Annotated in this window: 13 protein-coding genes and 1 tRNA gene; 12 read left to right on the top strand and 2 right to left on the bottom strand. The window is 42.9% G+C overall.

Features of this window, described 5'->3' with window-relative positions; translation table 11 throughout:
* Positions 1–36: 36 nt before the first annotated feature.
* From rlmN to der, 9 genes are all read left to right on the top strand, one after another.
* A complete protein-coding gene (gene rlmN / locus M2R47_RS05840; RefSeq protein WP_249100284.1) occupies positions 37–1,236 on the top strand; it encodes a dual-specificity RNA methyltransferase RlmN in 1,200 nt (399 codons plus the stop codon).
* A gap of 59 nt (positions 1,237–1,295) precedes the next feature.
* The gene (locus M2R47_RS05835; protein ID WP_249100282.1) at positions 1,296–2,060 is read left to right on the top strand and encodes a pilus assembly protein PilW; all 765 of its coding nucleotides are present in this window, start codon (positions 1,296–1,298) and stop codon (positions 2,058–2,060) included.
* Between the two features lie 32 nt (positions 2,061–2,092).
* Complete coding sequence (locus M2R47_RS09580; RefSeq protein WP_249100280.1) at positions 2,093–2,842, top strand: helix-turn-helix domain-containing protein; 750 nt, start codon at positions 2,093–2,095, stop codon at positions 2,840–2,842.
* A 126-nt stretch (positions 2,843–2,968) separates the two neighbouring features.
* Positions 2,969–4,090: a flavodoxin-dependent (E)-4-hydroxy-3-methylbut-2-enyl-diphosphate synthase gene (gene ispG, locus M2R47_RS05825; RefSeq protein WP_249100278.1), complete on the top strand. Its 1,122-nt coding sequence runs from the start codon at positions 2,969–2,971 to the stop codon at positions 4,088–4,090.
* 8 nt (positions 4,091–4,098) lie between these two features.
* Positions 4,099–5,085, top strand: a complete 987-nt coding sequence (locus tag M2R47_RS05820) for a hypothetical protein (protein WP_418001187.1) — start codon at positions 4,099–4,101, stop codon at positions 5,083–5,085.
* A 24-nt stretch (positions 5,086–5,109) separates the two neighbouring features.
* Positions 5,110–6,390, top strand: a complete 1,281-nt coding sequence (gene hisS, locus M2R47_RS05815) for a histidine--tRNA ligase (RefSeq protein ID WP_249100269.1) — start codon at positions 5,110–5,112, stop codon at positions 6,388–6,390.
* A gap of 32 nt (positions 6,391–6,422) precedes the next feature.
* A complete protein-coding gene (locus tag M2R47_RS05810; RefSeq protein ID WP_249100267.1) occupies positions 6,423–7,205 on the top strand; it encodes a YfgM family protein in 783 nt (260 codons plus the stop codon).
* 104 nt (positions 7,206–7,309) lie between these two features.
* Positions 7,310–8,485 (top strand): outer membrane protein assembly factor BamB, encoded by a 1,176-nt coding sequence (gene bamB / locus M2R47_RS05805; RefSeq protein WP_249100263.1) that lies wholly within the window; start codon positions 7,310–7,312, stop codon positions 8,483–8,485.
* Positions 8,486–8,600: 115 nt separating this feature from the next.
* Positions 8,601–10,019 carry a ribosome biogenesis GTPase Der gene (gene der, locus M2R47_RS05800; protein WP_249100260.1) on the top strand — a complete coding sequence of 473 codons (1,419 nt, stop codon included), beginning with the start codon at positions 8,601–8,603 and terminating at the stop codon, positions 10,017–10,019.
* A 79-nt stretch (positions 10,020–10,098) separates the two neighbouring features.
* Here the strand turns inward: der and M2R47_RS05795 are convergent, their stop codons facing one another.
* Positions 10,099–11,412 (bottom strand): peptidylprolyl isomerase, encoded by a 1,314-nt coding sequence (locus M2R47_RS05795; RefSeq protein WP_249100257.1) that lies wholly within the window; start codon positions 11,410–11,412, stop codon positions 10,099–10,101.
* 138 nt (positions 11,413–11,550) lie between these two features.
* Positions 11,551–14,130: an LPS-assembly protein LptD gene (locus M2R47_RS05790; RefSeq protein ID WP_249100254.1), complete on the bottom strand. Its 2,580-nt coding sequence runs from the start codon at positions 14,128–14,130 to the stop codon at positions 11,551–11,553.
* Between the two features lie 209 nt (positions 14,131–14,339).
* On the opposite strand from M2R47_RS05790, the gene M2R47_RS05785 reads away from it, so the two are divergent.
* The 3 genes from M2R47_RS05785 to M2R47_RS05775 all read left to right on the top strand — a co-directional run bounded on the left by M2R47_RS05785 (position 14,340) and on the right by M2R47_RS05775 (position 16,387).
* Positions 14,340–15,359, top strand: a complete 1,020-nt coding sequence (locus M2R47_RS05785; RefSeq protein ID WP_249100251.1) for an aminoglycoside phosphotransferase family protein — start codon at positions 14,340–14,342, stop codon at positions 15,357–15,359.
* Between the two features lie 95 nt (positions 15,360–15,454).
* Positions 15,455–16,165: a nucleotidyltransferase family protein gene (locus M2R47_RS05780; protein WP_249100248.1), complete on the top strand. Its 711-nt coding sequence runs from the start codon at positions 15,455–15,457 to the stop codon at positions 16,163–16,165.
* A gap of 146 nt (positions 16,166–16,311) precedes the next feature.
* A tRNA-Val gene (locus tag M2R47_RS05775) sits at positions 16,312–16,387 on the top strand.
* Positions 16,388–16,423: the final 36 nt, after the last annotated feature.

The raw sequence follows: 16,423 nt of genomic DNA, 5'->3' as shown, positions 1-16,423 counted from the left end.
AACAAAAGCGATAGCTGGATAAAATAGCAAGGTCTTATGACAAAACTGTCTCTCATCAAAACATCAACACTGCCTGAACAAAAATATGGCAATCACGACACTCAAAAAATCAACCTGCTTGGCATGTCCAAGCAAGAGCTGGCTGACTTTTTTGTGTCGCTTGGAGAAAAGTCGTTTCGTGCAACTCAATTGATGAAATGGATTTATCAATTCGGTGTTACTGACTTTTTTGAGATGACGAACATATCAAAAAAACTACAAGAAAAACTTGATGAAGTTGCGCATATCACACCGCCTGCAGTTAAGTTTAAGCAATTTAGTGAAGACGGCACTCGTAAATGGGTGTTTGAGGTGGCTGGAGGGTCGCTTGTTGAAACGGTGCTGATTCCTGCTGAAGATGGCAAGCAATTTGGACGCAAAACCTTATGTATCAGCTCGCAGGTAGGCTGTGCGCTTGACTGTTCTTTTTGTAGTACAGGAAAGCAGGGTTTTGAAAGAGATTTGAATGCCAGCGAAATCATCGGTCAGCTATGGGTTGCTAATCAATCCTATATGGAAGATGTGGCACCGACGGCTCGTGAAAACCGTGTAACCAATGTGGTGATGATGGGCATGGGGGAGCCATTATTAAACTATCAGCCTGTGGTTAAAAGCATGAGCTTGATGCTAGATGATCATGCTTTTGGTCTGTCAAAACGCCGTGTTACACTTTCCACTTCTGGCATTGTACCTAAAATGTATGAACTGGCCAAAGACATTGATGTTTCGCTGGCAATATCACTTCACGCACCAAACGATGAGCTTCGTAATGAACTTGTACCAATCAATAAAAAGTACCCATTGGCAGAGTTGATAAAAGCCGCCAAATCTTATGTGCATGATGAAAATCCACGCCATAAAAAGCATGTAACCATTGAGTATGTCATGTTGGCTGGCGTGAATGACAGTGATGAACATGCCCATCAGCTGGCTCGATTGCTTGAAGGGTTGCCAAGTAAGATTAACTTGATTCCATTCAATCCATTTCCTCATGCGCCATATGCACGCTCAAGCAATAATCGTATTCACACTTTTAGCAATATTTTGAATAATGCAGGCTATGTCTGTACCACTCGCCAAACCCGTGGCGATGACATTGATGCGGCATGCGGACAGCTGGTGGGTCAAGTGGCGGATAGAACTCGCCGGGCCAAACAATGGAAAGAAAGCGTTCAAAAGCGTCAGGCAACCACATGATGAGAAATGATTGGTAAAATAACAAAAGACTTGCTAGAATGATGAGATTGTTTGGTTGCATGAAACACATATTAACCATGTTGGTTAGAGCCAGCTTGTTTGGTGTTGTGCTGGTTTTGATGGCATGCCAAACGATTGAGCACTCTGACAAAACATCATTGGCAAACATTCGTACCCAAATGGCTGGACAGTATGTTTTGGCGGGTAACTTAGATGAAGCTAAAAGACAGCTTGATATGGCAATCATCGCAGATGCACGCTTTGCACCCAGCCATGACATGATGGGTGTGGTGTTGCAGGTCGAAGGCAGTCAGCAAAACTTAGATAAGGCCGATGCTTTTTTTCGTGAAGCGATGCGTCTTGATCCCAATTTCATGCGTGCCTATAACAACTACGGTGTTTATTTGGTGCAAATTGGGCGGTTGCATGATGCGATTGGGTATTTTGAGCAGGCGGGCAGTCGTTTGGGTTATGATGGCCGCATTCAAGCACTTGAAAACTTGGGTTTGACATGGCAAAAGCTTGGTGATATCCAGCGTGCTGATGAGGCGTTTTATCGTGCCATTCATGGTGGCAGTCTCAATTTGACAATCTATCAAGATGTGCTGACTCGATTGGTTCAGAACAATGAAATCACTCAAGCTGGAATGATTTTACAGCGTTTGGTTGATGTCGTGCCGATAACCGATTGGCATGAGCAATTGATCAAAATTGCCATCAAAGTGGTAAAAAAATCAGGCGATGATGCTAAGTTGCCACAACTGATGCAAGCACTGTATGATAAAAATCCTAAACAACAGCCTACCAATCTTAATGAACTTTAACCATCATTCAAATAAAGAATCGGAGTATACGCGTGGTCAATCAATTAACGAATGAGTCAAAACCAACCAGCAATTTCGGCAGTCGCCTAAAAAGTGCGCGTCATGCAAAAGGTCTGACGATTGACGAAGCGTCTGGCGAACTGAATATTTTAAAGCGATACTTGCAGGCATTTGAAGAAGAAGATTTTGCTGCCATGCCAAAATTTGCTTTCGCCAAAGGATTCATCATCAACTATGCCAAATATTTAGGGCTGGATGCGGTTGATATTGCACTTACTTTTGAAAAAGCCTATCCTAGTACGCTACGCCAAATTAAAGTCAGCGACATCAAAGCACCGCTGGTGCCAATGGGTACATTGCAACGCGGTCGTTCAAAAGTGCGTATCAATCCTGCATTGATTTTTGGGGCGGCTGCTTTGATTGTTTTGGTGTTTGTGTTATTAAAAGTGGTGAGTAATGCCATCAAGGATAATAAGCCAAGCCCTCAACAGCACTCATCTGTGATGACTCAAAATGACCAAGCAGCAGGGGCAGCGATCACAACAAACATGGCCACTTTAGAGGTGCGTTCTAAAGGTGATGTGCATGTCCTGATTACTGATGCTGCTGGCAATGTCTTATTGCAGGGCGATCAACCAAGAGGCAATTACACACTTCAAGGTGTAACACCAATCAAAGTTAAGATTGACGATCCTGCACAGGTTGATTTGAATTTTAATGGTGAGGCGGTCAAATTGGGTGAGTATGTCAAAGATGGTAAGGCGTCATTAACCTTGCAGTAATTTTTATTACATTTCTTTGAGGACTGCTTTCTAGATGTGCCTGCTTGCTTTGTCATGGTCATTCACATGATGAATCACTCAGCGGTCTTTAACTCATTTTAATCATTCATGCTTTTAGGAATTACCATGTCAAATCACCACAATCCGATCGTTCGTCGCACTACTCGAAAAATCATGGTGGGTAATGTTGCTGTTGGCGGTGATGCACCCATCAGTGTGCAATCCATGACCAATACTGACACTTGTGATGTGGCAGCGACAGTCGCTCAGATACAGCGATGTGTCGAGGCTGGGGCGGATTTGATGCGAGTGTCGACGCCAACCATGCAGAGCGTACAAGCATTTGGTGAGATTAAAAAGCAGGTCGCCATTCCACTCATTGCTGACATTCATTTTGACTATAAAATAGCTTTGGCGGTGGCGGAAGTTGGTGCAGATTGCTTACGAATCAATCCAGGTAATATCGGCAATGAACAAAAAATTCGTGAGGTAATCGCTGCTGCTCGCCATCATGGATTGCCAATTCGCATTGGGGTGAATGCAGGCTCCTTGGAAAAGGATCTGCAAAAAAAGTATGGCGAGCCAACAGGTGAAGCGATGCTTGAATCGGCAATGCGTCATATTGATATTTTGGATCGTCATGACTTTCATGATTATAAAATATCAGTCAAGGCGAGTAATGTATTTTTGACGATGGAAGCTTATCGCCTAATCAGTCAGCAGGTGGATTGCCCATTGCATTTGGGCGTAACCGAGGCGGGCGTGTATCGCACAGGAACGGTCAAATCTGCGATTGCACTTGGCGGATTGTTGATGGAGGGTATTGGCGATACGATGAGAATATCGCTTGCTGCCGAACCAGAAGAAGAGATTAAAATTGGCTTTGATATTTTAAAGTCCTTGGGCATTCGTTCTAATGGTGTTAATTTCATCGCTTGCCCATCATGCAGTCGTCAGGAGTTTAATGTGATTAAAGTAATGACTGAACTTGAAGCAAGACTTGAAGACATCAGAGAGCCTATGGATGTTTCAGTCATTGGCTGTAAAGTCAATGGTCCAGGAGAAGCGAAAGAAGCTGATATTGGTGTGGTCGGAGCCAATCCTAATAGTCTTGTGTATAAAAATGGCAATAAAAGCCATCTGATTGACACGGCCACGCTTGTAGATGAAATTGAAGCAATGGTGCGAGAAAAAGCACGGCTTTTACAAGAAAAGCGAGCCAATGAGATTTTAAGGGTGGTTGGGTGAGAGAAGTGGTGCAAAGTCAAGAGAAATTGTGTTTTGTTGAGTTGGCGGTATTGGCAATGACAATCGCCAACCGTCCAATGACTACTGCTCAACTATGGCAATTTGTTTTGCAAAATAATTTGCACCATCAGCTAAAATCATTTGATGTGAGCAGTCAACAGTTTAAAGGAAAGACGCCAAAGGCGAGTTTTGGTGCTGCGATTGTTACAAATAAAGAGCGTTTTCAAGAAGTACCAAATACCAAACCCAAACAGTATATTTTAAAAAATGCCAATATTTCAAATGATGAATGTGAATGCCAAAATTCGATTGATAAAAATGCAATCATGATAAAAACTTCGTCCAAAAAAGCTAATTTTCACGAACGAGATTTGCATTCTTTGTTGGCGTATTTTTTGAAAAATGATGATTATTTTGAGGCGTATTCAAAAACCATCTTTCATGAAGAGAGTCAAAAAGGCATAAGGGGTGAAGATAAGTGGCTGTATCCTGATATGGTGGCGGTTAATTTTGAATACGCCAACTACGGCAAAAATAATGTATTGCAGTTTATTGAAAAATTTGACATTAAGCCAATTAAGATTTTTTCTTTTGAGATTAAAAAAGAATTAAACTTTTCCACCTATAAAGAAAGTTTTTTCCAAGCGGTGAGTAATTCAAGCTGGGCAAATGAAGGGTATTTGGTGGCTTTGATGATTGATAATAACAGTCAATTTATCGAAGCTTTGCAAAAATTAAGCCAGAGTTTTGGGATTGGAATTATTGAATTGAATTTGAACCATGTTAGCCAAAGCAAAATTATATCACCTGCCAAATATAAGGAAAAAATGGATTATTCGGTTGTTAATGAATTGGCAAGCAAAAATCCAAATTTCAAAGACTTTTTAAAAACAGTTGCTGATTTTGATTTGTCAAACATCAAGAGATTTTTGGGTGAATTTGATGCGGTTTTATCAGATGATGAAATCATTCATCATTCAAAAAGAATTGTTTAATTTAAACAGTGAGGGACTTTAACAATGAGTAAGATTACCGCCATTCGTGGCTTTAATGATACCTTACCAAATGATACACAAAAATGGCGTAAGGTGGAAAAAATGTTAAGCGATGTGCTGGATGCTTATGGCTATCGTCAAATTCGGTTGCCATTGGTTGAGGAAACAGAGTTGTTCGCTCGGGGTGTGGGCGAGGCCACTGACATTGTTGAAAAAGAAATGTTTGGGGTGGTGCATGGTGGTAATGACGAAAATGTGTCATTTACTTTGCGTCCAGAAGGCACGGCAGGTTGTGTGCGTGCTGTGATTGAGCATAATATGCTTAGGGGAGATGCACCAAAACTTTGGTACATTGGCCCAATGTTTCGTTATGAGCGTCCGCAAAAAGGGCGTTATCGCCAATTTCATCAGTTGGGTGTAGAAGTTTTTGGTAATGAGCTGCCTGACGGTGAAGCTGAATTGATTGCCATGACTCATCGTTTTTGGCGACAATTAGGCGTTGCTGAGCATGTGAGTTTGCAGCTAAATACCTTGGGTGAGTCAGATGAGCGGTTGGCTTATAAGACAGCGTTGGTTGATTACTTAACAAAGCATAAAGATGGGCTTGATGAAGACAGTCAGCGTCGACTAGATACCAACCCATTGCGTATTTTAGATAGTAAGAACGAGCAAACTCAAGAAATTTTACAAAACGCTCCAAAACTTGCAGACTTTTTGGGTGAAAAGAGTAAGTCTCATTTTGAGCAGGTAAAATCTTACTTGATGGCACTTGGTGTGGCATTTGAGGTAAATGATAAATTGGTGCGTGGGCTTGACTATTATAATAAAACCGTATTTGAATGGGTAACGGATAAGCTAGGGGCTCAGGCAGCGGTGTGTGCTGGTGGTCGATATGATGGTTTGGTGGGGCTATTAAAAGGCAAGCCTGACCAGTCTGAACCTGCTGTTGGTTTTGCAATGGGGTTGGATCGATTGATGCTGTTACTGGAGACTGTATCCCCAGTTGATGGTGGGTCGGAGTGTGATGTTTTTGTCGTCGCACACCCTGAGGTTTATCAGCAAGCACTCATGTTTGCAGAAGAAATTCGTCATGCCCGTAAGGATTTGCGTATCAAAATGGCAAGTGGCTCAAGTCTTAAATCGCAATTTAAAAAAGCAGACAAGTCAGGTGCGGACTATACGGTCGTATTGGGGCATGATGAAATCGAACAGGGCGTGATTGGTGTCAAAAACATGAAAACAGGTGAGCAAAGCACGCAACCTAAATCATGGATCATGCAGTTACAACTGTCGAACACTGACTAATAAAATTTTCATAATCATCAAAAGGCAATATCATGTCACAAGACTCAAATATGGCAGACAAGCAAGCAATGTCTGCTTTAAAACAGCACGGCAGTAGCATTATTTTGGTAATACTTGTCGTTCTTGCAGGCTATTTTGGCTGGGAGTATTATCAAAAAAATTATGCCAAAATCGATACCGTGGCTGCTGATCTATACACCACGATTGAAGAGAATGATGATGCTTTAAGGCTTGCTCAATACAATGCGGAGGACGAATCTGCCAAGCAGGTTATGAATGCTCGTAAAGATGCGTTATTTACAGATATTGATAAATTGGTGGCAACGCATGGCAACACCATCTATGCTTGGCAGGCATTGATGATTAAAGCGCGTCAGCAGACACAAGCGAACGACTTGGCAGGGGCAGTTGCCACACTGGATCAAGCAACCAAGATTGATTTGGGTGATGAGGGTTTGTTGGCGATGACTAAGATTCGCCATGCGCGTGCCATGCTAGCAAATGGTGATACGGATAAAGCACTTAAGATTGCTAATGAGTCAATGCCAAGTGCTTTCGAAGCTTCTCGTCAAGAGATGTTGGGCGATATTTATGTGGCTAAAAACGACATTGAGCAAGCCAAGCAATCCTACACTGCCGCCTGGGAAGCACTGCGTGAACGCCAAGAAAATCGTGCGGTTCTTACTTTAAAATTGCAGTCTTTGGGTGTGGAAGTTGAGCCGATTGCTCAAAAAACACCAGTTGTTGCCGAATCTGGTGAGCAAATGACCAGCGAGCATACAGAGAGTATGACTCAACAGGCAAATGGGCAATAACACAAAAATATACAAAATGGCTGATGTTTTAGGACGGTATTCCTTTTATAATGACATCTGACCTACCGATTTTGATCATCATTCATTAAGCATAAGGATCGTATATGCACAATCGTTTTATAAAAACTGTTTTGGTTTGTGCGATGGCAACAGTCGCTTTGACAGGTTGCCAAAAGACTTTTAAGAGTGAAGATAGCAAGCCTGCCAAGCTTGTTAATATCGCCGCACCCGTTTCCGTATTATCACCAGTTTTGCAAGTGTCGCTTGACCAAAGTCGTAATTTGGCTAAGGGTGAGCGTATTAGTAAAAAAAATGTGGTTGATTTGCAGGTTGCTGTAACCAAAAGTGGAATCATTGCTGCCAGTCGTGGTGGTTTGGTGAGTGCCTTTGTTGGCAATCAAGCTGTTTGGACGGTGAATTTAAAGCAGGTCATTACCAGTGGGGTTGCGATTGATGAGCATGAGTCTATCGTGGTGGTAGGTACTCGTTCTGGTGAGGTGGTTGCACTCAATGCCAATACAGGTGAGAAACTGTGGGAGACGACCCTAACCACATCAAGTGTGGCACCTGCATTAATTCATGCAGATCGAGTATTATTGTCTGCCAATAATGGCGTGTTATATGGGCTGGATCTGCAGACAGGCAGTGTTGTATGGGAGCTTGGTACGCAAAGAACGGGCATCAGTGTTCGTGGGATTGCCAAACCACTGGCTTTGGATGCAAAAACCGTTTTATTCGGCACGGCAGATGGTCGAATTCATGCGTTGGATTCTGGCACGGGCATGCCACTTTGGAATCGTCGTGTTGGCATGGCGACAGGGGGCAGTTCTGTTGAGCACCTTCGAGATGTTGATGGCACACCGCTTGTGATGGGTCAGCATCTTTATGTAACAAGTTTTAGCGGGCAGTTGGCAGGATTTGACATGGCGACAGGTCGCACGATGTTTGTTGCTGACATTAAAAGCACCAAGTCGCCAGCCATCTTAGGAGAGTTGCTCATCGCAACTGGCGTGCGTGGTGATGTTAGAGCATTTAACCGTTTGACAGGTGAGACTGTATGGTTAAGTGAAAGCCTAAAAAATCGTCAACTGACCAATCCTGTAACGGTGGGCGACTATGTCGCAGTGGGTGATTATGATGGTGTGATTCATCTTTTTGATCGTGATGGTGAAATTGTCAGTCGTGTGCAGACAAAGGGGCAATTAACAAGTTTACAAGTAAAAGACAATCGCTTGTATACACAGAGTGCAGCAGGTGTGATTAGCGTTTGGCAGTTTTAAACTTGGGTAATGAGTTTAATCAGTCGTCCTTTGCTGTCTGTTTTTTGATGGCAAGGGATTTGATGTTTTGGTGTTGTTTTTATCCCTTTTTTAATCAGAAAGTTTTGAGAAATTCATGAGTATGAAACCTGTGGTCGCCCTAATCGGTCGTCCAAATGTTGGAAAATCCACTTTATTCAATCAGCTTACCAAATCTCGTCAAGCACTCGTTGCTGACATGTCTGGCTTAACTCGTGATCGTCAATATGGCGACGCACACTTTGAGAATAAATCTTTCATTGTTGTTGATACGGGTGGTATTGGTGAGGCTGATGATGGCTTGGGTAATATCGATGATTATATGGCAACCCAATCTTATACTGCCATTCATGAAGCGGACATCGTGGTGTTTGTTGTAGATGCTCGTGCAGGATTGATCGGTGCAGATGCTGAAATTGCACGCTTTTTACACACGCTAGGCAAGCCGGTGTTTTTAGTGGCCAATAAAATGGATGGGGTGCATGAGGCATCATCAGCAGAGTTTTTTTCCCTAGGTTTTGGTGAGCCATTCCCAACAGCTGCCAGCCACGGTAAGGGTGCAACCAATCTTGTCGAGGCAATCACTGCTGACATGCCTGTTGATGAGGTTGAAGAAGATGCTGACCAAGGTTTAAAGCTTGCCATCATCGGCAGACCAAATGTCGGTAAATCAACATTGGTGAACCGCCTACTAGGAGAAGAAAGGGTGGTGGTCTTTGATATGCCTGGTACGACTCGTGATAGCATTTACATTCCTTTTGAGCGAGAGAGTCAAAAATACACGCTGATTGATACTGCTGGTGTGCGTCGTCGTGGACGCATTGATGAGAAGGTTGAAAAGTTTTCAGTGGTTAAAACATTGCAAGCCATCAAAGATGCCAATGTGGTTGTGGTGGTGATTGATGCACATGAAGGGATTGTGGATCAGGATTTGCACATGCTTGGGTATGCCCTAGATGCTGGGCGTGCCATCGTTGTGGCGATTAACAAATGGGATGGTCTGACTGACGATCAAAAAGAGTTTTTAAAAATAGAGATTGATCGCCGTTTTAATTTTGTGCCTTGGGTGAAGATTCATCGAATATCAGCATTGTACGGCAATGGCGTGGGCAATTTGTATCCATCAATTCATAAAGCGTATGAAGCGTCCATGTTTAAAGTCTCGACATCTCGTTTAACACAAATTTTGCAAGATGCTGTAGAGAATCATCAGCCACCCATGGTTGGCGGTCGTCGCATCAAGCTTCGCTATGCACATTTGGGTGGTCATAACCCCCCTGTCATTGTTATTCATGGCAATCAAACTTCCGCTTTACCAAAAAGCTATCAACGCTATCTTGAAAACATCTATCGTGAGGTGTTTAAGCTTGAAGGGACGCCATTGCATGTAGAGTTTAAGCAAAATGCCAATCCGTACGAAGGTAAGAAAAATCCTAAGGTTAAGAATAAGGCCAAGGTCATGCGTGAACGCAAGCGTATTGCTGAATTTAAGAAGCGTGATAAAAAACGCAAATGAATAGAAGCTGGTCGTCATACAAAAAAACCGCCATTGATTACATGGCGGTTTTTTGGCGTTAGTAGTCAAGAGAGCTACATCATTCATTGAAAATCTCAATATGTGCCGCTGCACGCATTTGCTCAATCCAATCTTCTTGTGCTTGTGGAGCCATGCGATTAAAAATCATCTCACGAGCGATGTTGGTGCGATACTGTTCCGTCACATCTTGTTTGCGAATGTCATCAACTTTTAGAATGTGCCAACCAAATTGTGAGCGAAATGGTGTTGAATAGTCGCCTTTGCTGGTGTTTTTCATCATCGCTTCAAATTCAGGAACCATCTGACCTTCACTCACCCAACCCAAACTGCCACGCTGCTGGGCAGAACCCGTGTCGTCAGAGTAAGTGGCGGCAAGCTGTGCAAAATTGGCACCTTTTTGCAATTCATGGTATAGGGCGTTGATCTTTTGCTCTGCCATGGCATTGTTTTGAGTGCCATCAACACGCACCAAAATATGACTGGTTCGCCATTCAGGTATCAGCACATGACCTTGTTCATTTTTTTCAACCAACTTGACCACATCGATACCTTGGGGTGTTGAAACATAAGTCAAACCGCCTGTTGGCAGCTGGGCAATTTTTTGAGCCAAGTCGCTAGGCAGTGCTGATTGACTGATAAATCCTGTATCAGCACCTTGAATCTGTGGTTGGTAATCTTTGATATTATTTAAAATGGCATTTAGTGAATCGCCGTTTTGTAAAGCGGTAGCAACTTGGTTGGCAACTTGTTGTGCTTGTGTCATGTCGCTTTGACTGGGGTTTGCCTGATAAGGCACGCGAATATGAATCAGATGATATTGTGGCTGCAAGATGCTTTTGGCTTCTGGTGAGTTTAAGAACGCCTTAATTTGTTGATCGGTAATTTTGATTCGCTCAGATGCCTGGTGTTGCCAAAGAGCGGCGATGGCAGCGTTTTCAATAAGTTGATTGCGTAGAGCTGCATAGCTGCCTTTTTGTTGGGCATCTAGTGTGGATTGTAGTTGAGTGAGTGATTGTAGTCCTTGACTGTGGGCGATTTGCAACATCTGAGCGTTGATGATGTCATCATTTGGTACAGCTCCCAACCGTTCAATCATGCCCAGTTGTAATTTATGATTGATTAACCCATCTAAAGCCATGTGTTGGATTTGGCTGGGTGTTGCATTGATGTGGTTGGCTCGATATTCGGCGCTAAGGGCGGCGGTGGCAGCAACCAGCTCGCTTTTTAAAATGACCTTGTCATTGACGACAGCAACGATGCCATCAGTGCTTTGGGCGGTACTGATGTTTGCCATGGCGATGCTGGCTGTGCCCAAAGAGCTGATGGTTAGTAAGCCTGCCAATAAGGGGCGAATGAAATATTTACCTTGCATAAAATTTCCTTGAAAAGTCTGATGAGTGGTAAATGTGAGTTGAAAATTTTATTAAGTGTAGCATTTGTCAATCAATGCGTCAAATCCCAGCGTGCTTGATGACATGCTGTTGAGTAATGCTTAAAACAAACCGCATTCTTATTTATTGATGGACTTTTGCCATGCGTCTTGTGTGGCATCATAGCCGACCACTTTATCACTCATCAAGCGACTTAATCGACTACTGTCGGTAATGCCGTTCAGGCGAATCTCTGCCATGATGGCATGATTTGCCTTGATGTCTGGACTTAGGCTGTTGCGATAGCGGCGTGCGTAAACTGACAGTCCATAGCAGCAATCTTCATAATTTATCCCAACAAGTGCGTCTAACAAGCGGTCATTGCGACGGTCAAACTGCACCTGACTTAAAAGACGCCAACGATTATTGATGGGAAAAATGGCTGATGCGGTGTAGGCTTGTAAAGGTAATTGCCCAAAAGCATGGTTATGCTTACGATTAATCAATCCTATGCCATACAAACTGCGTTCACTCGGCTGATAGCGAATCTGAGCAGTGAAATGATTCAGATGGTGGTTGGGTGTGAATGAGCCGTCAGTATCAATCCATAGATCATCTTTTGGTTGAGTGCTGATTTTCCATGCCATGCCAGAGCTTTTGTCACCATGTTTTTGGCTGTCATCAAGACCAACTTTAAGATCACTCAAATAAAACTGTTGTGCCATGCTGCCGTCAAAGCGTGTTTGACCATTTTGATCAACATAGCGGTAATTGATGGCAGGCGTGATGGCGTGCAAATCTTGAAGGCGGTCATCACCTAAAAACCAAGAATCCGCTAGCAATTGATCATAGTTGATGGCAGCAAAGGCGGTTTCAAAATTTGGAATGTCATGCTGGTCTTTGTAGGGCGTGTGATTGTATTTTAGGCGTGGTGAAAGCACTTGATAACCACCCCATTTTTTATCAAACCAGCCAAAAGGCGATCCTGACTTTTCAAAAAATGCTGCCGTATCAAAACTTAATTGGGGTACAAACACCGAGTGATGCCCTTCGGTTTTGTCAATGCCTCGTGCTACTAAGCTGTCTTTGTCATAAGATGCGTACAGATGATGCAGGCTGATTGTTGGGGTGAAATACCCCCAGTTTTTTAGTATGGGATAACTGGCGGTAAGCTGATTGTAGACTCGCACGCCACTGTGTTCTGTGGTGGAATCGCTTGCGATGGTTTTTTTAAAGTAGCCTGAATTATGCCTTGCGGTGATGTCAAAACGGTCAAAGCTGCTTGGTATTTTCCAGTGCTTACCCATTGTTGTTGTCGACTTAGGCAGTATGAAATTGATTGTAAGCTGTGGCAAGCGAGAGTAGGGCTTATCTTTATCCTGAATGGGTGAGCCATCGCTATTTTTTCCTGATAGCGTTTGAAAGGTTTCGGCTCGCAAATCTGCCGTCAAGTACTCATTATAATAATTCACTCCGATGCGTCTAGGGAGATTGAGCGGATTGTTTTTTAGTCCTAGTGCATCAAAGTCGCTGAGATAATCGCTGTCTGACACATGGCGATAGATGGCATGGGCGGTGAGATTGTTGATGTGTTTGGCACGCCATTGATGATCATAAAATACATGATGGCGATTTGTATCACCGTGCTTGCGGTCATTCGGTAAGTAGGAGACATCAAGAATGCCTGAGCCATAATTTTTGGTTAAATAGCGAAATTCAGCTCCCAGCATGGGATTACGATTGTTAAATAGGGTTGGGTTGAGCGTTGCATCGAAGTTTGGTGCAAGGTTTAGGTAGTAGGGTGCGGTAACTTTTAATCCGCCTGACGAATTCATACCAGCAGTGGGTAATAAAAAACCACTGGCACGCCGATCATCAATGGGAAAATTAAAATACGGCAGATAAAAAACAGGGGTGTCTTTGATTTTTAGGGTGCTGTTCTTAGCAATTGCACGACCTGTTTTGGTGTCGATTTCGATACTATCTGCATCCAAATGCCACTTGCGTTGAGTTGGTGGGCAAGTGGTGAACATGACCTCGTCCATTTTATATTCACCATTGCTTAGTTTTTGCATGTGCTTGGCATGACCATGCGCACCAATGGCAATGCTGGCAAAAGCAACATCTTTGGCGTTGGCAGTTTGGGTGTTAGCGTTATAATTAAGCTCACTTGCAATACCAATCATGCCTGCATTTGGTGCATCATGCTTAGATTGAGGGTGTTTGTGATGGTTTTGATTGCCGTCTGGATGATTGGGGTTGTCGTTAAATAATACCCGACCCATGGCGCGAGAATCACCAGTTTTGGGATTGAAAGTGATTTTATCAGCAAGTACTTGTTGACCATTTTGCTCTAAGATGACATTGCCAGACAATTCAGCGTAGGCATCATTGTCATAATAGCCATAGTCGGCTTGAGCATGGTAGCTGCCATGCTTGGGGATGCTGTTGGTATCATTGTCCGCTCCTAGTTGCTTAGCAAGACTTGACCGATCTGGCGTTGGGTATGTCCACCTCCCTTGGCAGCGTGCGTCAGTATGTGGCAGGGCTTGATAATAGCCAGATAGTCGTTCAAGAGCATCATTTTTTTGATCGATTGCATGACCACTGATGCCTTGTGCCCAGACACTCATGGGTAATAAACCTGCGCCAAATAATACCGTGCGAATGCTTATGGATAGGCATCGCTTTGCGAGCCGTTCTTTTGGGTGTTTCGACATCACAGCCAAACCTTTTGATTGAAAATCTAAACGATGAAAATGATCGTTATTTTACATCATTTTTTGATAATTTTTTAAGATTTTTAGAATATGGAATAAGTGAATGGGATTGGTGATGGTTTTTTGTGAAAATTAACGCATTGTCATTGGGAAACATGATAAAATTAACAGGATTTTTTTTGACATAATTTACCGATTGTAAGGACTTGATGATGAGCAGACATGATGAGATGATGGCATTTTTAAATGCCAATCTTGCCACTGGTTTTCGGGTTGAAAGCTTGGCAGGCGATGCCAGTTTTCGACGCTACCATCGCATTTATTTGCCGAATGTTGATGAACAAGGCGTGCCCGTTACTTATTTGTTGATGGATGCACCGCCCACGCAAGAGAGTGTAAGCGAATTTGTCAAAGTGGCTGGTATTTTAACAGCGGCGGTCAATGTGCCAGACATCATTGTGCAGGATTTATCACAAGGGTTTTTATTGTTGCAAGATTTTGGCACGATAGAATTTGCCCATTTGATTCGTCGTGATGCAGGTCGTGTGGATGCTCATTATACCAAGGCGTTGCAGACACTTGCTGAGTTACAAACTTTATCTACGGAAGTGGACTTGCCACCGTATGATGATGCCAAGCTGTCTGATGAGATGGATTTATTCATCGACTGGTTTTTGCCTTATGTTGATGTCAAAACAAATATTGAGACGATGCGTATGTGGCAAGACTTTAAAAATTATCTGCTTGAACGCATTGCCACGCAACCAAAAGTTGTTGTGCACCGAGACTATCACAGTCGTAATTTGATGCTGGATAAGGGCGGAGATGCACTTGGTGTGATTGATTTTCAAGATGCACTCATTGGTGCTTATACTTATGACTTGGTGAGTTTATTAAGAGATGCTTATGTTGATTTTGATGAGCATTGGGTGAGTGCAAAAATTGGGGAATTTCATCTGTTAAAATCACTCAATATACCTCTTAGCCAGTTTCACAAGGAGGTTAATACCATGGGTGTGCAACGACATCTAAAAGTATTGGGTATCTTTGTGCGTCTGTCCCAAAGAGATGGTAAAGATCGCTATTTGGCAGACATTCCAAAGGTGATGCGTGATTTGATTAATGAGCTTGACTGGTTAGCATCCCATGGTGAGACGGCGGTTCAGCCATTTTATGATTGGTTGAGTGGGGAGGTATTGCCTTTTTATCATGCTAAATTCGCCCTGTGAGTGGCATTAGGATTATGATTAATCATAAAAAAGGCGAAAACTAATTTTCGCCTTTTTTATGTGTGTTACAATAATATTTTTTGTGGAGATAAGAAATGACCATTAGACAAGCGATGATTTTAGCAGCGGGTAAAGGCAGTCGCATGCGTCCTTTGACATCACATACACCCAAACCCTTAGTGCCTGTGGCAGATAAGCCACTCATCATCTGGCACATAGAAAGATTGCGTGATGCAGGCATTGAAGACATCGTCATTAATGCAGGGTATTTGGCACAAAAACTCATTGATGCACTCACGCAGCTGTCGCTTGGTGTCAATTTACACATTTCTGATGAAAGCTCATTTAGAGAACCATTAGAAACGGCAGGCGGCATCAAATACGCTTTGGCAAACAATTTACTTCGTAATGAACCATTCATTTTAGTAAATGGTGATGTTTGGACGGAATATGACTTTACCAAGCTGGTCAAGCATGAATTAAAAGAGCGGTTAGCACATTTGGTGTTGGTGGAGAATCCTGAACATAATGAATCAGGAGATTTTGGACTTGATGGTCAAAATATCAGACTAAAAGAGAGTGGCTGTTTGACACATACTTTCGCAGGTTTAAGCGTATTATCACCAAAGATGGTTGATGGTGTGGTGGCAGGTCAAGCAGTTCCGCTGGCACCATTTTTAAAACAGGCAGCCAAGGAAAACCTAGTAACAGGCGAGTTGATGACTGAAAAGTGGGTTGATGTTGGTACGCTAGAGCGGTTGGGGCAGGTCAATACTTATGTAGAAAATTTAAAAAATTATGATTAAAATCAACATGTTAAAATATTTTTTAAAATATTATAAAAAAATTGTTTGACATACGCCAAAAAATCTATATAATACGCAACACAACGAACGAACACGGTAACGAAATAACCAATCCTCTGTTTCCATGTTCTAGATGTTTTGAACATGGGCGGTTAGCTTAGTTGGTAGAGCGTCTGCCTTACAAGCAGAGGGTCAGCGGTTCGAATCCGTTACCGCCCACCATGTTCGCAGCGGTAGTTCAGTTGGTCAGAATACCGG

Origin of the sequence: Moraxella oculi (assembly GCF_023336735.1) — a bacterium.
Classification (GTDB): domain Bacteria; phylum Pseudomonadota; class Gammaproteobacteria; order Pseudomonadales; family Moraxellaceae; genus Moraxella; species Moraxella oculi.
This window is presented reverse-complemented; position numbering and strand designations above follow the sequence as displayed.